General features: G+C 72.9%; 18 protein-coding genes. 7 read left to right on the plus strand and 11 right to left on the minus strand.

The genetic code is table 11. The features are described from left to right. The first annotated feature begins 9 nt into the window (after positions 1-9). The gene (locus tag AB9M23_RS15920; protein WP_372425548.1) at positions 10-393 is read left to right on the plus strand and encodes a hypothetical protein; all 384 of its coding nucleotides are present in this window, start codon (positions 10-12) and stop codon (positions 391-393) included. Between the two features lie 39 nt (positions 394-432). Here the strand turns inward: AB9M23_RS15920 and leuD are convergent, their stop codons facing one another. Next, positions 433-1,035 (minus strand): 3-isopropylmalate dehydratase small subunit, encoded by a 603-nt coding sequence (leuD, locus tag AB9M23_RS15925; protein ID WP_372425549.1) that lies wholly within the window; start codon positions 1,033-1,035, stop codon positions 433-435. Between the two features lie 185 nt (positions 1,036-1,220). On the opposite strand from leuD, the gene AB9M23_RS15930 reads away from it, so the two are divergent. Beyond that, positions 1,221-1,751, plus strand: a complete 531-nt coding sequence (locus AB9M23_RS15930) for a P-loop nucleotide/nucleoside kinase family protein (RefSeq protein WP_372425550.1) — start codon at positions 1,221-1,223, stop codon at positions 1,749-1,751. Between the two features lie 4 nt (positions 1,752-1,755). Here AB9M23_RS15930 and AB9M23_RS15935 read toward each other — a convergent pair whose 3' ends face one another. Continuing rightward, positions 1,756-2,472, minus strand: coding sequence for a biosynthetic peptidoglycan transglycosylase (locus tag AB9M23_RS15935; protein ID WP_372425551.1), 717 nt, complete (start codon positions 2,470-2,472; stop codon positions 1,756-1,758). Positions 2,473-2,570: 98 nt separating this feature from the next. Here AB9M23_RS15935 and AB9M23_RS15940 point away from each other — a divergent pair, with 98 nt between their 5' ends. Then, positions 2,571-3,497, plus strand: a complete 927-nt coding sequence (locus AB9M23_RS15940) for a polyprenyl synthetase family protein (RefSeq protein ID WP_372425552.1) — start codon at positions 2,571-2,573, stop codon at positions 3,495-3,497. Positions 3,498-3,537: 40 nt separating this feature from the next. Here the strand turns inward: AB9M23_RS15940 and AB9M23_RS15945 are convergent, their stop codons facing one another. Both AB9M23_RS15945 and AB9M23_RS15950 read right to left on the minus strand, forming a co-directional pair. Next, positions 3,538-4,758: a cell wall hydrolase gene (locus AB9M23_RS15945; protein ID WP_372425553.1), complete on the minus strand. Its 1,221-nt coding sequence runs from the start codon at positions 4,756-4,758 to the stop codon at positions 3,538-3,540. A 187-nt stretch (positions 4,759-4,945) separates the two neighbouring features. Continuing rightward, positions 4,946-6,046, minus strand: a complete 1,101-nt coding sequence (locus AB9M23_RS15950; RefSeq protein WP_372425554.1) for a saccharopine dehydrogenase family protein — start codon at positions 6,044-6,046, stop codon at positions 4,946-4,948. A 120-nt stretch (positions 6,047-6,166) separates the two neighbouring features. Between AB9M23_RS15950 and AB9M23_RS15955 the strand changes: the two genes are divergently transcribed. Together AB9M23_RS15955 and AB9M23_RS15960 are read left to right on the plus strand one after the other, a co-directional pair. Next, a complete protein-coding gene (locus AB9M23_RS15955) occupies positions 6,167-6,619 on the plus strand; it encodes an Lrp/AsnC family transcriptional regulator (protein WP_372425569.1) in 453 nt (150 codons plus the stop codon). A 71-nt stretch (positions 6,620-6,690) separates the two neighbouring features. After that, entirely contained in the window at positions 6,691-7,869 is a 1,179-nt protein-coding gene (locus AB9M23_RS15960) for an aminotransferase (protein WP_372425555.1), read from the plus strand. 16 nt (positions 7,870-7,885) lie between these two features. Here AB9M23_RS15960 and AB9M23_RS15965 read toward each other — a convergent pair whose 3' ends face one another. Both AB9M23_RS15965 and AB9M23_RS15970 read right to left on the minus strand, forming a co-directional pair. Further along, a complete protein-coding gene (locus AB9M23_RS15965; protein ID WP_372425556.1) occupies positions 7,886-8,404 on the minus strand; it encodes a GNAT family N-acetyltransferase in 519 nt (172 codons plus the stop codon). Continuing rightward, on the minus strand, positions 8,401-8,676 hold the full coding sequence (locus AB9M23_RS15970) for a type II toxin-antitoxin system TacA family antitoxin (RefSeq protein ID WP_372425557.1): 276 nt from the start codon (positions 8,674-8,676) through the stop codon (positions 8,401-8,403). Before AB9M23_RS15970 ends, AB9M23_RS15965 begins: the two co-directional genes overlap by 4 nt. A gap of 146 nt (positions 8,677-8,822) precedes the next feature. Here AB9M23_RS15970 and AB9M23_RS15975 point away from each other — a divergent pair, with 146 nt between their 5' ends. Next, positions 8,823-12,386, plus strand: coding sequence for a PAS domain-containing hybrid sensor histidine kinase/response regulator (locus AB9M23_RS15975; protein WP_372425558.1), 3,564 nt, complete (start codon positions 8,823-8,825; stop codon positions 12,384-12,386). A gap of 264 nt (positions 12,387-12,650) precedes the next feature. Continuing rightward, the gene (locus AB9M23_RS15980) at positions 12,651-13,178 is read left to right on the plus strand and encodes an HPP family protein (protein WP_372425559.1); all 528 of its coding nucleotides are present in this window, start codon (positions 12,651-12,653) and stop codon (positions 13,176-13,178) included. A gap of 3 nt (positions 13,179-13,181) precedes the next feature. On the opposite strand, the gene AB9M23_RS15985 is transcribed toward AB9M23_RS15980, so the two are convergent. From AB9M23_RS15985 to AB9M23_RS16005, 5 genes are all read right to left on the minus strand, one after another. Then, positions 13,182-13,778 (minus strand): thioesterase family protein, encoded by a 597-nt coding sequence (locus tag AB9M23_RS15985; RefSeq protein WP_372425560.1) that lies wholly within the window; start codon positions 13,776-13,778, stop codon positions 13,182-13,184. Between the two features lie 61 nt (positions 13,779-13,839). Continuing rightward, positions 13,840-15,540, minus strand: a complete 1,701-nt coding sequence (locus AB9M23_RS15990) for a methyl-accepting chemotaxis protein (protein ID WP_372425561.1) — start codon at positions 15,538-15,540, stop codon at positions 13,840-13,842. A 114-nt stretch (positions 15,541-15,654) separates the two neighbouring features. Further along, positions 15,655-16,560, minus strand: coding sequence for a PfkB family carbohydrate kinase (locus tag AB9M23_RS15995; protein ID WP_372425562.1), 906 nt, complete (start codon positions 16,558-16,560; stop codon positions 15,655-15,657). Positions 16,561-16,592: 32 nt separating this feature from the next. After that, on the minus strand, positions 16,593-17,033 hold the full coding sequence (locus AB9M23_RS16000; RefSeq protein WP_372425563.1) for a VOC family protein: 441 nt from the start codon (positions 17,031-17,033) through the stop codon (positions 16,593-16,595). Positions 17,034-17,153: 120 nt separating this feature from the next. Continuing rightward, on the minus strand, positions 17,154-18,512 hold the full coding sequence (locus AB9M23_RS16005) for an MFS transporter (protein WP_372425564.1): 1,359 nt from the start codon (positions 18,510-18,512) through the stop codon (positions 17,154-17,156). Between the last annotated feature and the right edge of the window lie 278 nt (positions 18,513-18,790).

The following is an 18,790-nucleotide window of genomic DNA, read 5'->3' on the forward strand; positions in this document are numbered from 1 at the left end:
GAGACGAGCTTGGAACCGCAGACGAAGGAGCTACTACTCCGACGTGTCTCCGATCTCGCCGACACGCTGAGTGAGCAGGATGCCCGAGACCTGCTGCGCGAACTCTCCCGCTGGAGCAGGCCGGTTCGGCAGCGGGTTCGCTCAGCTCGGTCAGAGCCGCGCGACGGGACAGCCCTGCAGACGATCTCTCGGGAACTCCTCGACGCGAGTTCACGCGAGGAGGGCTACAAGGTGCTCGAGGACAGCGATCTGTCCAAGGAGGAACTGCGCGAGCTGGCGCGGCTCAACGATGTCTACGCTTCGACGGGTGATGGGGTCCACCAGCTCAAGGAGCGTCTCGTGGAATCCATCGTTGGAAGTCGCCTGAACAGTCGCGCAATCCGAGGTTACTGATCGGTTCCGCGCAGAAGGCGCCGGCGCGGGTGCGCCCGATCACGCCCAGGGGCGCCCGGCCATCTCCCGCTCGAACCGGTCGATCGCGGGCGCCTTCTCGAGCGTCAGCCCGATGTCGTCGAGGCCGTTCATCAGGCAGTGCTTGCGGAACGGATCGATGTCGAAGCGGATCACGCCGCCGTCGGGGCCGCGGATCTCCTGGGCCTCGAGGTCGACCGTGACGGTGGCGTTGGCGCCGCGCTCGGCGTCCTCGAACAGCGCCTCGAGTTCGCTCGGCGACACCACGATCGGCAGGATGCCGTTCTTGAAGCAGTTGTTGTAGAAGATGTCCGCGAAGGACGTGGAGATGACGCAGCGGATGCCGTAGTCGAGCAGCGCCCAGGGCGCGTGCTCGCGCGAGGAGCCGCAGCCGAAATTGTCCCCCGCGACCAGGATCTGCGCCTTGCGATAGGCCGGCTGGTTGAGCACGAAGCCCGGGATCTCCTCGCCGTCCGGCGTGAACCGCATTTCCGCGAACAGCCCCCGGCCGAGCCCGGTGCGCGCGATCGTCTTGAGGTAGTTCTTCGGGATGATCATGTCGGTGTCGACGTTGATGATCCGGAGCGGCGCGGCGACGCCGGTGAGAACCGTGAAGGGCTGCATGGGCTCGTGTCTTCGGCTCGTGTCTTCGTCGGGCGGTGAAGGCCTCGCGGGTTCTCTAGCAGCCGCCCGCCCCGAGGGGAAGCCTCGCCGGCCCATCGCGCCCGCGCGGCGTTGCAGCGGCCGGCCCGGGCGGCTATCTCCGCCGTCGCCGCATCGCGCGGCGCGAGACCCCGGGGAGGACCGCCGTGGAGAGCACCGCACGCCGCCCGATCGCCTACGCCATGTGCGGGCTCGCCTTCTCCGGCAAGTCGACGATCGCCCGGCTGATCGCACGGGAGCTCGGGCTCGCCCTCGTCTCCCTCGACGCGATCAACGACGAGCGCGGCTTCGACGGCGGCAACGTCGTCGACGATTCCGAGTGGGAGCGCACGAGCCACATCGCCATGGGGCGTCTCGCCGAGCACCTCGCGGCGGGACGCTCGGCGATCGTCGACGACACCTTCGCCTTCCGCTTCCTGCGCGACCGCTGCGCGGCGGTGGCCGCGGCGCACGGCGCCGGTTTCCGAATCCTCCACGTCGAGACGCCGCTCGAGACCATCCAGGCCCGCCGGCGGGCCAACGACGCCACCCGCGAGCGGATGGGCCTCTCCGACACGGTCTTCGACGATCACGTCGCCCGCTTCCAGGGGCCGGAGCCCGACGAGCCGGTGATCCGGCTGGCGTCCCCGGAGGACCTCGCGCGGTTTCTCGAGGAAGCGAGCGCCGGCCCCGGCTGACCGGCTACTCCACGCACCCGAAGATGTCCCCCGAGCCGCGCTCGCGCGCCATCAGGTTCTCCGCCAGCCGCGCGTGCCCGCCCGACGGGCGGCCGGGATCGCGGCCGCGGGGGTTCGGGAGCGCGGTGGCGAGGAGCGCGGCCTCGCGGCGCGTGAGGTCGCCGGCGCTCTTGCCGAAATGGGCGCGCGCCGCAGCCTCGATGCCGAAGACGCCATCGCCCCATTCGGCGACGTTGAGGTAGATCTCGAGCGTGCGCCGCTTGCCCCAGACGAGGTCGAGCCAGAGCGCGAGCGGGATCTCGATCGCCTTGCGCACGTAGGAGCGCTGCGGCCACAGGAAGACGTTCTTGGCCGTCTGCATCGGGATGGTCGAGGCCCCGCGCTCGGCGCCGGCCTCGATCACGGCGAAGAGCGCGTCGAAATCGACGCCCGCGTGCCGGCAATAGAGCGAATCCTCGGACGCGATCACCATCCGTGGCACGTGCGGCGAGATCGCCTCGAGCGGCACGACCATCCGCGTCACCGGCTGCATCGTCGCCCAGCGGCCGAGCATCAGCGTCGAGACGGGGGTGATCGCCGCACCGACCAGCGTCAGCACGACGAGCGCGACGACGACGAGCGCGACCGCGCGCCAGGCGAGGCCGAGGACGCCGCCGACGAGACGGCGCAGGAGGCCGCGGCCCGGCGCGTCGGCGCGCGTCGTCTCCCCGCTGCGGCTCATGCTCGCGATCCTCGTCTGCGTGGAACCCGCCCCGTACTTGACCCGACCGCGCCGCTGCTGCAAGCCGGACGTGCCGTTTCCCGGAGGTTTCAGGGCCGATGCCGCACACGCACACCCCGTTCGAGGCGCGGCTGCGCGCCGTGGCCGAGACCGTCGAGGGACGCCTCGCGGCGCTGCTCGACGACGCGCCGCGCGCCGGCGAGCCCGCCCGGCCCGAGCGGCTGATGGCGGCCATGCGCCACGCGGCGCTCGCCGGCGGCAAGCGGCTGCGACCCTTCCTCGCGGTGGAGGCGACGCGGCTCCTCGGCGGGCCGGAGGAGGCCGGCCTGCGCGCGGGGCTCGCGATCGAGCTGATCCACTGCTACTCCCTCGTCCACGACGACCTCCCGGCGATGGACGACGACGACCTGCGCCGCGGCAAGCCCACGGTGCACGTGGCCTTCGACGACGCGACCGCGATCCTGGCGGGCGACGCGCTGCTCACGCTGGCCTTCGAGGTCGCCACCGAGGACGGGCCGGACGCCCCGCCCGCGATCCGCGCCGCGCTGGCCGCCGCGATCGCCCGCGCGGCCGGGCTCGCGGGCATGGTCGGCGGGCAGATGCTCGACCTCGCCGCGGAGGGGCGCTGGGGTCCGCGCACGCCGGGCGAGGACGAGATCCGCCGGCTCCAGGCGATGAAGACCGGCGCGCTCCTCGCCGTCTCGGCGGAGGCCGGCGCCATCGCCGCCGGCGCGGCGCCGGAGCACCGCGCGCGGCTGCTCGCCTACGGGCGGGCGCTGGGCGCCGCCTTCCAGATCGCCGACGACATCCTCGACCGCGAGGCGACGGCCGAGGCGCTCGGCAAGGCGGTGGGCAAGGACGCGCAGCGCGGCAAGGGCACGCTCGTCGACGCGCTCGGGATGGACGCCGCCCGCGCGGAATGCGACCGGCTGGTGGCCGAGGCCGAGGCCGCGCTCGCGCCCTGGGGCGCAGGCGCGAGCGTGCTGATCGAGGCCGCGCGCTTCACGGCTGCGCGCAAGGCGTGATCTCGGCGCGGGGCCGCGGCCGTCCGTCCGCTGCAGGCCATCAGCGCTGCCCGGGGCGCAACTGGTAGAAGATGTGCCGGCCGATCGTGTCCGCATGGCGCAGGCGGCTCGCCCAGCGGGGGCGGACGTAGTCGGCGTGGTAGTGCGTCGCGTTGCCGACCGCGGCGAGGTAGGTCTCGCCCTCCAGGACCGCCGCCGCGATCCGCCGCGCACGGTCCCACGCCCCCGGCTCGGTGATGCGCAGGCTCTTGCCCTCGCAGGTGAAGGTGAATTGGCAGGCGAGGTGCCGGTGGCTGTTCTGGAAGACGACGCCGCAGATCGTGTTCGGGTAGAGGCTCGACTTGACGCGGTTGAGCACGACCTGCGCCACCGCCGCCTGTCCCTCCTCGGGCTCCGAGCGCGCCTCGAAATACACCGCCTGCTCGAGGCAGCGCCGCTCGCGCGCGAGCTTGGCGGGATCGACGAGATCGAGGAAGCGTGGCGCGCCGGCCATGATCGCCGCCGGCAGCGAGACCGGGGCGGCGGCGACCTCGACGGGCGACCAGGTGCGCGCGGTCGGCGTCGACGAGGCGAGCGAGGCGGCGCGGGCGACGCCGGGCGTCGCGCCCTCGCGGGCCTGCGCCACGCCGCGGGCGAGGCCGCGGCCGGTCGATCCCTGCGCCGCCGCGGCGGGCGAGAGCGCGGCGGTCGCGATCTCGGTCGCGGTCTCCTCCCGGCGCTCGAACACGCCGGCGGTGACGACGAGGATCGGCATCGCCTCGCCGTGCACGAGGCGCTCGGCCGGCAGGCGGGCCGCATCCGGCGCCAGCAGCGACGGGGACGACGCCCCGAGCGCGCGGCCGATGCGCCCGAGGGAGACCGGGACCGCGCCGGCGGCGTCGCCCTTGCCGGCGCGGTTCGGCCGCGCGGGGACGTCTCCGTCCGCGAGGGGCTTGTCCTCTCCCTGCGGCACCGCGACCGCGGTGCTCGGGGCGGCCGCGCGGATCCCGACGAGGCCCGGCTCGACGAAGCGGATGGCGCTCGCCTCGACCGCGAGCGAGAGACGCCCGGCGAGGTCGGGGGCCGCGGGGGGAACGAGACCATCGAAGGCGGCGAGACGCTCGGCCGGGCGCGGCGTCTCGATCGAGCGTCCGACCTCGATGTTGATCCCGGCGGTGGCGGTGAACGACACGAGCAGCCCGGCGCCGAGCGCCCAGGGGGCGGCGGTGGCGCAGACCCAGCGCATCCGGTCGATCTTGCGAGGGCGGCGGCGCAGGCGCACGATGACTACTCCACGAACGGCCGGCGAGCCGCCCGCCGGCATCGAGGAGAATCGCGCGATCGAGTTGAGGATGGGTTAACCGTGCGGCGAGGCCGTGCGACGCTGTGGCCGGCGCGCCACGGGGATGCCGAGATCGGCCCGCGTCGCGCCGAGGGGGGCTCCCGCGTCCGAAGGGAGCGGGAGCGCGTCAGGCGGCGGCGCGGGCGTCGTCGCCGCGGGCGTAGGCGCGGCCGAAGCGGTTCTCCAGGAACGCGGCGAGGGCGATGTCCTCCTGGCGCACGAAGCCCGCCTGCGGCAGCACGCCCGTGGCGAGGAGGTCGAGCACCGCGCACACCGCCGAGGCGGTGGTGATCTGGATCGCGGAGTGCACCCGCCCGCCGATCCGCTCGGCGTAGATCTTGCGCGCGAACGTCTCCTGCGTGAGCAGCCCGTCCTTCTGCCCCGACACCGTGACGAAGACGATGACCACGTCCTGCATCGTCGTGGGCACCGCCTGCTCGAGGATGTCCTTGAGCACCTCGCGGCGCTCGCGCAGCCGCAGGTCGTCGAGGAGCGCCTTCATCACCGCGCAATGCCCGGGATAGCGGATCGAGCGGTAGTTGAGCGTGCGCACCCGCCCCGCCAGCGTCTCGCACAGAGTGCCGAGCCCGCCCGAGGTGTTGAACGCCTCGTAGCGCACGCCGTCGAGCGAGAACTCCTCGCGTTCGCCGAGTGCCGCCGCCTGCACGAGCCGCCCGTCGCGGATCGCCTCGCAGGGCTCGATGTACTCGTTGATCACCCCGTCGGTCGACCAGGTGAGATTGTAGTTGAGCGCGTTCGTGGGGAACTGCGGCAGCGCGCCGACGCGCAGCCGCACCTCGTCGAGGGATTCGAAGCCAGCCGCGAGGTCGTGCGCGACGATCGAGACGAAGCCCGGCGCGAGCCCGCATTGCGGAATGAAGGCCGTGCGCGCGCCCTCGGCCAGCGCCTTCACGCGGCGCGTGGTGGCGACGTCCTCGGTGAGGTCGAGGTAGTGCGTGCCGCTCGCCGCCGCCGCCTCGGCGATCGCCGCGGTGAGCTGGAAGGGGGCGGCCGAGATCACCGCGAAGGCGCCCGAGAGGCGCGCGCGCAGGGCGGCGGCGTCGGCGATGTCGAGCGCCGCGGCGGTCACCGGCGTGCCCTCCGTCGCCCGGGCGAGGGCCGCCTCGTCGCGATCGGCGAGCGTGACGGCCCAGTCGCCCGTGTCCGCGAGCATGCGGGCGACGATGCGGCCGATCTTGCCGGCGCCGACGACGACGATGTTCTTCATGAGGTGCTCCCGAGCGGATCCGTTCCTGGCGGATGCCGGCAGGCTAGCCTTCCGCCGCGGCGGAAACGACGCTACGTTCCGCGTCTTCCGACGCCCGATGGAAGCGAATCGCCGATGCCGATGAACGATACGACGAGCGACAAGGCGACCACCGACAAGGATCGTGCCCTCATCGCGCTCCTGCGCGAGAACGCGCGCACCCCCGTTGCCGAGATCGCCCGGCGCCTCGGCGTCTCCCGCACCACCGTGCAGAGCCGGATCGAGCGGCTGGAGCGCGCGGGCATCGTCGTCGGCTACGGGGCGCGGCTGTCGGCGGACTACGAGGCGGGGCTGGTGCGCGCGCACGTCATGATCGTCGCCGCGCCCAAGCTCGCGCCGGCGGTGACGAAGGCGCTCGCGGCAATGCCGGAGCTGCGCCGGCTGCTCTCGGTCTCCGGCACCTTCGACATGATCGCCGAGGTCGCCGCCGAGAGCGTCGCGGCGCTCGACGCGGTGATCGACCGCATCGGCGTGCTCGACGGGGTCGAGCGGACGCAGACGTCGGTGGTCCTGGCCACGCGATTCGAACGCTGAGCAGGCTGGCGCGCGGGCCGCGGCTGCGCTTTGCTGCGCGCCCGTCTCCGCTTTCCGCTCAGGGTCCGTGCATGCCTCCCCGCCTCTCCCCCACCGTCGCCGCGATCCAGTCCCCGCCGATTCCCGAGGCCCAGGCCTGGGCGCGTGCGTGGGACGCCGCGTGCGGGCCGCTGATCGACCTCTCGCAGGCTGCGCCGGGCGGGGCGCCGCATCCCGACCTGCTGGAGCGGCTCGCCGCCGCCGCCGGCTCGGCGGACGCCGCGCGCTACGGGCCGATCCTCGGCGACGATGCCCTGCGCGCCGCTCTCGCGGCGGACGTGTCCGGCCTCTACGACGGGCGGGTCGAGGCCGCCGACGTGGCGATCACGGCGGGCTGCAACGCCGCCTTCGTCACGACGATGCTCGCGATCGCCGCGCCCGGCGACGCGGTGCTGCTGCCGACGCCGTGGTACTTCAACCACGAGATGACGCTCGCCATGCTCGGAATCGCGGCGCGCCCCCTGCCCTGCCGGGCGCAGGACGGCTTCGTGCCGCGCGCCGAGGAAGCGGACGCGCTCGTGGATACCCTCTCGGACGCACGGGTGCGCGCGATCGTGCTGGTGACGCCCAACAACCCGACGGGCGCGATCTACCCGCCGGCGACGATCGCCGCCTTCGCCGAACTCGCCCGCGCGCGCGGGATCTGGCTCGTCGTCGACGAGACCTACCGCGACTTCCTGCCCGCCGGCGCCGGCGCGCCGCACGGGCTGTTCCGCGACGGCCGCTGGCGCGAGGGCGTCGTCCACCTCTACTCCTTCTCGAAGAGCTACGCCGTGCCCGGCCATCGCCTGGGCGCGCTCGTCGCCGGGCCGGCGCTCGTCGAGGCGGCGGGGAAGATCCTCGACAACGTGCAGATCTGCCCCGCCCGCGCCGGCCAGGCCGCCGTCGCCTGGGCGATCGCGGCGCTGCGCCCGTGGCGCGAGGAGGCCCGCGCCACGCTCGAGGGACGCGCCGCCGCCTTCGCCGCGGCGCTGTCGCCGCTGCCCGGCTGGGAGATCGCCTCCATCGGCCCCTACTTCGCCTACGTCCGCCACCCCTGGCGCGCCGAGCCGGCCGCGGCCGTCGCCCGCCGCCTCGCCGCCGAGCGCGGCGTGCTGATGCTGCCGGGCAGCTTCTTCGGGCCTGGGCAAGAGGAGTATCTGCGGGTGGCGTTCGCGAACGTGGACGCGGCGCGGCTGGCGATGGTGGGGGAGCGGCTGGGGGCGGGGTGATGAGCACGCGCGCATGTCAGTGGTGGAGCAATGCGCGAATATCCTTGAGCAGCATGAAGAGGTGGAAAGGATCGCTCGGGCTCGGCTCGAACTCGTATCGCACGTACCAGTCACGCGCCGCGTCGTCCTTCGCGTGGACGAGGAGGGCGCGAATTCCGGCGTGATCGGCAACGCTGAGCGTACGCAGCAGGGCATTCTGCAGGAGCTCGCTTCCGATGCCGACACGCTGCTCGGTCGAATCGACGGCGAGCCGCGCGAGCAGCACGACTGGAACCGGATGCCTCGCGAGCCCTTTCGCGACGCGCGGCGGGACCAGGTCGGGATCGACGGAGCCCACGGTGAGGCTGTAGTAGCCGATCACGCGGCTCGCGCCTCGGCACAGCACGAACGTGCGCGCGCTGCCCGCCTTCTGGTTCGTCAGCGCGAAGCGTTTCAGAAACCGGTCGAGGGCCTCGCGACCGCACGAGAAGGTCTCGACGTCGTGATCGCCGCGGAGCGGCTCGATCGCGCGCAGGGCCTCGGTCGCAACGGTCACTCGATAATGCTCTTCTTCGCGAGAAGAGCCGCGAGCCGCGGCTTGTGGACGACGGGCCTGTCGAGAATCTCGTTGAAGGCCTTCCAACGTTCCTCGTCGAGGCGGAAGGTCCGGCGGTCCATGAGTGCTTCCTCGGCCGCAGTGACCCCAGCGTCCACGAGGAAATCCGTCACATTCTTGTGGGAGGCGATCGCCGCCTGCTGAAGGAGTGCCTTGACCTCCGCCGTCGTCCGAATCTCGATCCTCTCCGCCTTCGCTTCCCGGGTCGCCATGATCCGCTCCTCGCCTTCGTCTGTCGAGAGATAGCATACGGACATTGTCCGTACCAGTCCTCCGGCTCACGTCGCCGGCGCCTCTCGCTTTCCCCGCCCGATCCGATAATCTAGCCCGGTCCGAACGTTAGGCGGGGTCCCCCTCCATGGTCGCCGGCTGGGCCGTCGTCGTCACGGCCCTCCTCTATCTGTCGCTCCTCTTCGCCGTCGCCCATTGGGGCGATCGGTCGGGGGCGGGGCTCGTGGCGGGACGGGCGCGGCCGTGGGTCTACGCGCTGGCGCTGGCGGTCTACTGCACCTCGTGGACCTTCTACGGGTCGGTCGGGCTCGCGACGGGGTCGGGCCTCGACTTCCTGATGATCTATCTCGGGCCGATCCTGGTCTTCGTCTTCGGGCACCGGGTGCTGGCGCGGATCGTGCGCATCGCCAAGGACCAGAACATCACCTCGGTGGCGGACTTCGTCGCCGCCCGCTACGGCAAGTCGGAGCGCGTGGCGGCGCTCGTCTGCCTCATCGCGGTGGTCGGCTCGCTGCCCTACATCGCGCTCCAGCTCAAGGCGGTCTCCTCGTCGCTCGACGTCTTCCTCGCCGCCGACGAGACCATGGCCTACGCCCGCACGACCTTCCCGATGTTCGGCGATCTCGCCTTCGTCGTCGCCGTCGTGCTCGCCTTCTTCGCGGTGGGCTTCGGCACGCGCCACGCCGACGCGACCGAGCACCAGGACGGGCTCGTGCTGGCCATCTCGCTCGAGAGCGTGGTCAAGCTCGTCGCGTTCCTGATGGTGGGCTTCTGGACCATCGCGGTCGTCTTCGGCGGCCTGCCCGGCCTCGTCGAGCGCCTGGCGAGCCCCCAACCGGGGCAGGTCTCGATGGGCGAGTTCCTCGGGCAGACCTCGAGCCCGGGCTACCTCGCGACGCTGGCGCTGCTCTCGGCGATCGCCATCGTCATGCTGCCGCGCCAGTTCCACATGGGCGTCGTCGAGAGCCGCGAGCCGGAGGACCTGCGCCGGGCGGCCTGGCTCTTCCCGCTCTACCTCGTGCTGATCAACGTCTTCGTCGTGCCGATCGCCATCGCCGGCGCGGACGCGCTCGCGCCCGGCACGGTCGATGCCGACATGACCGTTCTCGGCCTGCCGCTGACCCAGGGCGCGGGGGCGATGGCGCTCGTCGCCTTCATCGGCGGACTCTCGGCGGCGACGGCGATGGTGATCGTCGAGTCGGTCGCGCTGGCGATCATGATCTCGAACCACCTCGTCATCCCGCTCGTCCTGCGTCGCCGCGGCGCGTTCGCCAGCGCCGCGGCGCCCGGCGAGCGCGGCGGCGTGCCGGACGATCTCGGCGGGTTCGTCCTCGTCGTGCGGCGCATCGCGATCATCGCGATGATCATGCTCGCCTACCTCTACTACCGCGCGGCGGGCGACGCGGCGCTCGCCGCGATCGGGCTCCTCTCGTTCGCGGCGCTGGCGCAGATCGCGCCGGCCTTCATCGGCGGGCTGATCTGGCGACGCGGCACGGCGGCGGGCGCGGCGGCGGGGCTCGGGATCGGCTTCCTGGTGTGGGCCTACACGCTGATGCTGCCCTCGATCGCCTGGCACTCGCCGCTCGTCGACGGCCTCCTCGCCGTGGGTCCCTTCGGCATCGAGAGCCTGCGGCCGACGAGCCTGTTCGGCACGAGCCTGCCGGAGCTCACCCACGGCGTGGTCTGGAGCCTGGGTCTCAACATCGCGGCCTACGTCCTCGTCTCGCTCGCGCGCCCGATGACGGCCCTCGAGCGGCTCCAGGCCGCCGCCTACATGCCGGCGGCGGACGCGCCGGCCGCGCCCTCCTTCCGCTTCTTCCGCGCCGTCGTGACGGTCGACGAGCTGCGCTCGAGCGTCGCGCGCTACCTCGGCGAGGAGCGCGCCAACCGGTCCTTCGAAGGCTTCGCCTCCGCCCGCGGCGCGCGGCTCGAAGCCGGCGCGGAGGCGGACATCCACCTCCTGCGCTACGCCGAGCACCTCCTCGCCTCGGCGATCGGCGCGGCTTCGGCGCGTCTCGCGCTCTCGCTCGTGCTCAAGCGCCGCAACGTCTCCACGGCGGACGCGCTCAAGCTGCTCGACGACGCCTCGGCCGCCATCCAGGCCAACCGCGACCTGCTCCAGCACGCGCTCGACCATGCGCGCCAGGGCATCACCGTGCTCGACTCGGACCTGCACATCCTGTGCTGGAACCGCGCCTTCGTCGATCTCTACGACCTTCCGCCGGACTTCGTGCGCGTTGGGCTCTCGCTCGACGAGATCGTGCGCTTCAACGCGAGCCGGGGCTCCTACGGGCCGGGCGCCATCGAGCAGCAGATCGCCCAGCGCATCGACTCCTTCGTCCACGAGACGGCGCCGGTGCGCCTGCGGCTCTACCCGGACGAGCGCGTCATCGAGATCCGCACGACGCCGCTGCCGGACGGCGGCTTCGTCACCACCTACACGGACGTCACCGAGGCGGTCGTCGCCGAGGAGGCGCGCGCCCGCAACGCCGAGGAGCTGGAGCGGCGCGTCGCGGAGCGCACCGAGGAGCTCACCCGCCTCAACGAGGCGCTCACCCGCGCCAAGGCGGAAGCGGAGGAGGCGAACGCCTCGAAGACGCGCTTCCTCGCCGCCGCCTCGCACGACATTCTCCAGCCGCTCAACGCCGCGCGCCTCTACGCGACCGCGCTCGTCGAGCGGGATCGCACCGGCGGCGACGCGACGCTCGCGGAGAACGTCGACGCCTCGCTCGACGCGGTGGAGGAGATTCTCACCGCGCTCCTCGACATCTCGCGCCTCGACACCGGCGCGATGAAGCCGCAATGGTCGAGCTTCCGCCTCGACGAGATGCTCCGCCAACTCCAGCGCGAGTTCGAGCCCGTCGCCGCCGAGAAGGGCCTGCGCCTGCGCTTCGTCGCGCCCTCCCTCACCGTGCGCTCGGACCGGCGCCTGCTGCGCCGGCTCCTGCAGAACCTGATCTCGAACGCGATCAAGTACACGCCGTCGGGGGCGGTGCTGGTGGGCGCGCGCCGGCGCGGAGGCCGGCTGCGGCTCGACGTGCTCGACACCGGGCTCGGCATCCCCCAGTCGAAGCAGCGCATCGTCTTCCGCGAGTTCCAGCGGCTCGACCAGGGCGCCAAGGTGGCGCGGGGGCTCGGGCTCGGGCTCTCGATCGTCGAGCGCATCGCGCGCGTGCTCGCCCACGAGCTCGATCTCTCCTCGGAGAGCGGGCGCGGCTCGCGCTTCTCGGTGCTGCTGCCCGTCGTCGCCCCGCTGCCCGCGATGGCGCAGCCGGCGGAGGCGCCCGTCGTGCCGTCGATGCCGCTCGCGGGCCTGCGCGTGCTGGCCATCGACAACGAGCCGGCGATCCTCGAGGGCATGCGCACCCTGCTCGGCGGCTGGGGGTGCCGCATGACGACCGCCGCGTCGCTGAAGGAGGCGATGGAGCGCCTGCGCCACGAGCCACACGGCCCGGACGTCGTCATCGCCGACTACCACCTCGACGAGGGCACCGGCATCGAGGCGATCGCCGCCCTGCGCTGGAAGCTCGGCGACCTCCCCGCCATCCTGCTGACCGCCGACCGCACGCTGCCCGTGCGCGACGAGGCGACGGAGAAGCAGATCCACGTGCTCAACAAGCCGCTCAAGCCCGCCGCGCTCCGGGCGCTCCTCGCCCGCTGGCGCGCGGAACGCCGCGCCGCCGCGGAGTAGCGCGCGCCCGCTTCCTCACCGCAGGGGAGGACGACGGCCGAAGGCCGGAGGGTGGGGCGGACGGCGATGCCGCTCGCTCGCATGATCGAACGGCCCCACCGCCCGCGCGTGCCGCGCGGACTCTTCCCCTGCGGGGCGGATCCCGGGTCGTGGATGTCGCGAACCATGGATGAAGGTCGCGCTTGCTCCGCGTGGTCGCGTGGGTGTCAATGGTGCGCGGCGGCGCGCGACGGAACGGCGGGGAGCGATGACGAGGGCGCGATCATGAGCGGGGGCCTGCGCCCGCGGCTGCCGGGCGAGTTCTGGAAGCGCATGCGGCGCGTCGTGCGCGAGCCCTCCACGCTCGCGGTGCGCTTCGTCCTCGCCGGCTTCGCCACCGCGATCGCGGTCGGCCTGCTCGAGCTCGCGGCGCTGACGACCCGCACGCCCTATTGGCAGGTGCCCTTCGTCACCTCGATCGCGCTCGTCATCGGCCTGCCCTACGCCGAGGCCTCGACGCGCCGCGCGCTGATCGGCGGGCACCTCGTCGCCGCGCTCGTCGGCTACGCCGTGCTCTACACGGTGGGGCCCTCGATTCACGCCGCAGCGCTCGCCTGCGGGCTCGCGGTCACCGCGATGCTCGCGACCCGCACCATGCACCCGCCCGCCGCGGTGAACCCGTTCCTCATCGTCAACGAGAGTCTCGGGCTCGGCTTCCTCGTCGGCACGATCGTGCCCGGCGCGATCCTGCTCGCGGTCTTCGCCTTCGTCTGGAACGAGGTGATCACGGCGCGGTGGACGAAGGGCCGGTGAGCCTCAGCCCGCCGCCCTGAGCGCATCCTCCGCCGCGATGAACGCCGCCACCTCCGGCGTCATCGCCGGCGAGGCCGTCTCCGGCACGCCCACCTCGGCGAAGAGCCGCGGGACCGGCACGAAGGCCTTCGCGCGACGGTCGTAGAGCCCCGCGCGGACGAGCGCGATGGCGGAGAGGATCTCCGCCCCGTCGCGCCCGCGGGTGACGACCCGGTGCTCGATCACGACCCACGCCTCGGACCACGCGACGATGCGCGTCTCCAGCCTGAAGCGCCGCCACAGGCGCAGCTCGCGCCGGAAGCGGATCTTGCCGGCCGACACGATCGGCACCCAGCCGTGCCGGCGGATCGCCGTCCACAGGCCGGTGCGGATCATCAGGTCGACGCGCCCGAGATCCATCAGCGTCCAGTAGCGGCCGTTGTTCATGTGGAGCGAGACGTCGAGGTCGTGCGGCATCACCCGGAAGGAGAGGCGCGAGGCCTCGGCGATCGGATGCAGCCGCGGGGCGCGCAGCGCGGCGAGGACGACGGCGAGGAGGCGCAGCCAGAGGTTCATCGGCGTCGGGACGGGCTCGGGAACGAGAGCGGGCGGGCGCGCCACCCGGCACGCCCGCTCGTCTCTATCAGCAAGGCGAGGCGCCGCCCAGCCGCGACGCGCCCGCTCAGGCGGCGACGCGCGCGAGGAAGCGCTCGACCTCCGATTCCATCCGCGCGGAGGCTCCGGCGACCGCCTTGGCCGCTTCCTCGACCGCCCGCGCGGTCTCGCTCGAGCGCTCGGCGGCGCTGGTCACCTCGCCGAGCCCCGCGGTGATCTCGTCGGTGCCGCGGGCGGCGTCCTGGACGTTGCGCGAGATCTCCGCGGTCGCCGCACCCTGCTGCGTCATCGCCGAGGCGATGGCCGCGGTGGCGACGTCGATTTCGCGCATGCGCTCGGTGATCTGGCGGATCGCCCCGACGGCCCCGTCGGTCGAGCCCTGGACGCCGACGATGTGGCGGGCGATCTCCTCGGTCGCCTTGGCGGTCTGGGTCGCCAGCGCCTTCACCTCGGCGGCGACGACGGCGAAGCCCTTGCCGGCCTCGCCCGCGCGGGCGGCCTCGATCGTGGCGTTGAGCGCGAGCAGGTTGGTCTGGTCGGCGATCGAGCGGATCAGGTCGACCACGTCGCCGATCCGCTGGGCCGCCTCGGCGAGGCCGGCGATGTTGCCGTCGGTCGCCTCCGCCTCGCCGAGCCCCTGCTCGACGAGCCCGCGGGCGCGATCGAGCTGGCCGCCGATCTCGGAGATCGAGGCGGCGAGCTCCTCGGTGGCGCTCGCCACGGTGGCGACGTTGCCTGCCGCCTGGCGCGAGCCGGTGGCGGCGGAGCCGACGGCGCCGCTCGCCCGGTCGGAGACCGCCGTCATGTCCTTGGCGCGGGTGCGCAGGTCCGCCGTCTGGTCGCGCAGGCCAGCCGCGATCTCCGAGGCGCCGCGGCGGAAGTCGGCGATCGCCGCGTCGAGCACCTCGCGGCGGGCGCGGTCGGCCTCGAGCACCGTGCGTCGCTCCGCCTCGAGCCCGGCCGCGGCGCGGCTGCGCTCGGCGAGCACCGAGAGGGCGCGGGCGACGGCGCCGATCTCGTCGGTCCGCGCGGAGTGCGGGATCGGCGCGTCCACATCGCCCTCGGCGAGGCGCTCGACCCGCCCGGCGATGGTCGCGAGCGGCGCGAACATGCGCTGCGCCAGAATGCCGGAGCCCGCGATCACGACGAGGGCGATGACGCCGGCGACCGCCAGCATGCCGCCGAGCGCTTCGTTTTGAACCGCGGTGAAGCTCTCGCTCGGCATGCCGATGAAGAGGATGCCGTTGACCCTGCCCGCGGCGTCGACGGTCGGGTGGTAGATCGTCAGGTAGTCGCGCCCGAACAGGGTCGCGGGACCGGTGTAGGTGCGCCCGGCGCGCACGACCGCCTGGGCGGGGTGGTCGGCCGCGAGGTAGGTGCCGTAGGCGCGCTCGCCGTTCTCCTTGCGCAGGTTCGTGGAGCGGCGCACGAAGTTGTTCTCCGCCGGGTCGAGCGCGAACACGGTGGCGACGCCGCCCGTCATCGCCGCCGTCGTGTCGACGACCGCGTGATCCTCGAAGGTCGTGAGATCCGGGGAGACGGCCCGGCCGACCGCGGTGCCGGACACGGTGACGGCCGCGTCGGGCATGCGCTCGCCGAAGACGAGTGCCAGTGTCCTGATGTTGCTCGCCGCCTGCTCGTAGAGCATGCGCTCGAGCTGCTGGGATATCTCGCGGGCCGCGAACGACCACATCGCCCCGGTGGTTACGGCGACCGACAGGACGACGACCGCGAGAACCTTCTTCGACAAGGTGAGCTTCTTGAGCATCGATCAACAGCCCCGTGTTTGGAACTGTTCCATTCGCTGTGCGAAAATCTAACAAACGCTTTAGATGCAATGAACTGCAACTTGGTCAGGCATAATTTCCTCTCGATCGGCCGATCATGCCACCGAGCGCTGCCGCAGGAAGTCCTCGACGGCCTCGCGGCTAGGCGCCCCGTCTCGTCCGCCGAAGCGCATGCACTTGATCGCGGCCGCCGCCGAGGCGAAGCGCGCGGCCTCGACCTCGCCCGCGCCCTCGGCGAGACGCACGGTGAAGGCGCCGTGCCAGACGTCTCCGGCGGCCAAGGTGTCGACGACCGGCACGTCGAAGGCCGACATGTGCTCGACCCGCTCGCCCGCCCAGTAGAACAGCCCCTCCCCGCCGTTCGTCACGGCGATCCAGCAGGGCACCGAGGGCCGGTAGGATTCGAGCGCCGTGCGCGCGTCCGCGTGGCCGGTGATGTCGCGCAGGCCCTGCATCGAGAAGGCCACGTGCGTCGCGAGCGAGAGCACCTCCGGCGCGTGCGTCGGGTCGCGATCGGCGTCGAGCACCGCCGGGATGCCGGCGGTGCGCGCGAGCCGGAACAGATGCGCGGTGGCCTCCTGCCACCGGGTGTCGCCGAGCACGGCGCGGGTGCCGTCCGGCAGCGCCTCGGGCAGCCAGTCGGTCTCCCGCGGCATCGCCGGGTCCGCGTGGGAGACGACGAGCCGCTCGCCCAGCGCGTCGACCACGATCGCCGAGATCGGCGAGGGGAAGCCGGGGACGCGCCGCACGCGGCTGCAGTCGACGCCCTCGCGCGTCAGCCGGTCGACGATCTCCGCGCCGGCCCAGTCGTCGCCGAGTCTCGCCAGCAGGCTCGCGTCGGCGCCGAGCCGCGTCATGGCGATCGCCGCGTTGGCCGCCGTGCCGCCGGTCGTGGTCGTGAACCCGTGCGCCCGGTACTTCTCCGCGCGCGTGGGCATCTCCGCGACCGCGTAGACGTGGTCGAGGGTGGCGATGCCGACGCTGAGGAGCCGCGGGCGCACGGCGATTCATTCGGGCCGATCCGGCGCCTCCCTCACCAGGATCCGGTATTGGGCATCGACGCCCACGGCTCCTGCGGCGGCAGCGACTCGCCGCGCTGGAGCAGCTCGATCGAGATCCCGTCCGGCGAGCGCACGAAGGCCATGTGGCCGTCCCGCGGCGGGCGGTTGATGACGACGCCGGCGTCCATCAGCTTCCGGCAGGTGGCGTAGATGTCGTCGACCCGGTAGGCGAGATGGCCGAAATTGCGGCCGCCCGTGTACTCGTGCTCGTCCCAATTCCAGGTGAGTTCGACCTGTGGGGCGCGCGTCTTCTCGACGTTGGCGATGTCGCGCTCGGCGGCGAGGAAGACGAGCGTGTAGCGGCCCTTCTCGTTGTCGATGCGTCGGGTCTCCACGAGCCCGAGCTTGTTCACCCAGAAGTCGAGCGCCGCCTCGAGATCGCCGACGCGGACCATCGTGTGCAGGTATTCCATGACGCGTTCCTCCGTTCGCGGGGATGAAAGGCCCGCCGGGCGGCCCGTGTCAAACGCGCGAGCCGTTCGATCGGGCGAGAGGCGTCCCGCGCGCGGCTCGGAGCCGAGAGGCTCGCCGGCTCATGAGCGCGTGGCCGGCTCGGGCGCGGCGGCGTCGCCGGCGCGTGCGGGCAGGGCCCCCTCCCCCGACGGGTCCGCCGTCGGCGCCGCACCGGGCGCCGCCTCCGGGCGCTTCGCCTTGGTCAGTTCGGCGGAGACGGCGCTCGTCGCCAGCACGTTGACGAAGCCGGCGCCGGTCGCCTCGCGCGGGCGCAGGCGAATGCGCAGGGCGACGAAGCCGGCCAGCACGACGCAGATCGCCCCCACGTAGAGAAACAGCGCCTGCGGACCCGCGGACTGCATCAGCGCGGTGGCCGGCAGCGGCCCGAGCGTCGCGCCGATCGCCCAGCATACGAGCAGGCTCGACACGGTGGGCACGATCGCCTCCGGCGCCACGAGGTCGCAGGCGTGGGCCACGCACACGGCGTAGATGCACAGAGCCACGCCGCCGAACAGGCCGAAGGCGAGGACGAGGGCGAGCGGGGGCATCGCCAGCGTGCTCGCCGCGACGATGAGCCCGCTCGCGACCGCCGTCCCCCCGAAGAGCCCGGCGATGACGGTGCGCCGGTCGACCTTGTCCGAGAGCCAGCCCAGCGGCCATTGGAAGACGAGGCTCCCGGCCTGGACAGCGAGCAGCAGCAGCGCCGCCTCGCCGGGCGCGAGCCCCACCGCGACGCCGTAGACGGAGGCGACTGCGATCACCGGCCCGTTGATCAGGCCGACCGCGAAGGCGCCGACCACCGCCGAGGGCGCGAGCCGCATCAGGGAGGGGATCGCCAGGCGCACGCGCACCGGCGGGCGCGGCTCGCGGGTGGGCGTCGCGGCGATCGGGATCAGCGACAGGCTCATGCCGGCCGCCATCAGCATCAGGAGCCCGGGACCCTCCACGGCGCCGAGCCCGATGCCGAGCGGCGAGAGCACGAGGGCGGTCTTGGTGGCGAGCAGATAGAGCGCGATCACCCGCCCCCGGTTGGCCGCGCTGGCGGTCGCCGAGACCCAGCTGTCGATGACCGTGAACAGACCCGCGAGCGCGAGGCCCGAGACGCCGCGCAGGACGATCCAGGCGAGGGGTCCCTGCGCGATCTCGAAGGCGAGCACGATCGCCCCCGACAGGGCCGCGAGGCTCGCATAGGTGCGGATGTGGCCCACCGTCCGCACGAGCGGCGGCGCGACGAGGCAGCCAAGTGCGAAGCCGATCCCGTAGGCGGCGGCGACGGCGCCGATGTCGATGATGGTCAGGCCGTCGGCCCGCATCCGGAGCGGAAGGAGGACCTGCAGGAGCCCGTTGGCGCCCTGGAGCATGAAAGCGGCCATCGTGATCGTGGCGATCGCGGCGGCGGGGCGAAGGGTGCGGGTCTCGGGACGGGGGCTCGCGATCATGCGGGGACGGCGGATCTTTCGGGGTCGGAGAGGATCGAGGTCGGGCCTGCGGCGCCCCGCCGCGGGGCGCAGCGCCAGCATCCGCCATTCGCCGCGTCAATGCAGCCGTTTTGCGACCGCCGCCGACGGAATTTCGACGCGTCGTGCACAGCGATCCACAGGCCGGCACCGGGAAAGCCCGCGAATGGCCGTTGACGACGAATCGGGATGCGCCTATATCCCGGCTCCCGACGCGGCGGGGCCTTCTCAGGGGGGTTCTGCCGGATCGGGCAGCTCTC

This window comes from Salinarimonas chemoclinalis, from assembly GCF_041514305.1.
GTDB classification, from domain to species: domain Bacteria; phylum Pseudomonadota; class Alphaproteobacteria; order Rhizobiales; family Beijerinckiaceae; genus Salinarimonas; species Salinarimonas chemoclinalis.

Coding starts and splice junctions, on each gene's coding strand:
- leuD (WP_372425549.1), bottom strand. CDS start 1,035: ATGCAGCCCTTCACGGTTCTCACCGGCGTCGCCGCGCCGCTCCGGATC.
- AB9M23_RS15935 (WP_372425551.1), bottom strand. CDS start 2,472: ATGAGCCGCAGCGGGGAGACGACGCGCGCCGACGCGCCGGGCCGCGGC.
- AB9M23_RS15940 (WP_372425552.1), top strand. CDS start 2,571: ATGCCGCACACGCACACCCCGTTCGAGGCGCGGCTGCGCGCCGTGGCC.
- AB9M23_RS15950 (WP_372425554.1), bottom strand. CDS start 6,046: ATGAAGAACATCGTCGTCGTCGGCGCCGGCAAGATCGGCCGCATCGTC.
- AB9M23_RS15955 (WP_372425569.1), top strand. CDS start 6,167: ATGAACGATACGACGAGCGACAAGGCGACCACCGACAAGGATCGTGCC.
- AB9M23_RS15960 (WP_372425555.1), top strand. CDS start 6,691: ATGCCTCCCCGCCTCTCCCCCACCGTCGCCGCGATCCAGTCCCCGCCG.
- AB9M23_RS15970 (WP_372425557.1), bottom strand. CDS start 8,676: ATGGCGACCCGGGAAGCGAAGGCGGAGAGGATCGAGATTCGGACGACG.
- AB9M23_RS15975 (WP_372425558.1), top strand. CDS start 8,823: ATGGTCGCCGGCTGGGCCGTCGTCGTCACGGCCCTCCTCTATCTGTCG.
- AB9M23_RS15980 (WP_372425559.1), top strand. CDS start 12,651: ATGAGCGGGGGCCTGCGCCCGCGGCTGCCGGGCGAGTTCTGGAAGCGC.
- AB9M23_RS15990 (WP_372425561.1), bottom strand. CDS start 15,540: ATGCTCAAGAAGCTCACCTTGTCGAAGAAGGTTCTCGCGGTCGTCGTC.
- AB9M23_RS16000 (WP_372425563.1), bottom strand. CDS start 17,033: ATGGAATACCTGCACACGATGGTCCGCGTCGGCGATCTCGAGGCGGCG.
- AB9M23_RS16005 (WP_372425564.1), bottom strand. CDS start 18,512: ATGATCGCGAGCCCCCGTCCCGAGACCCGCACCCTTCGCCCCGCCGCC.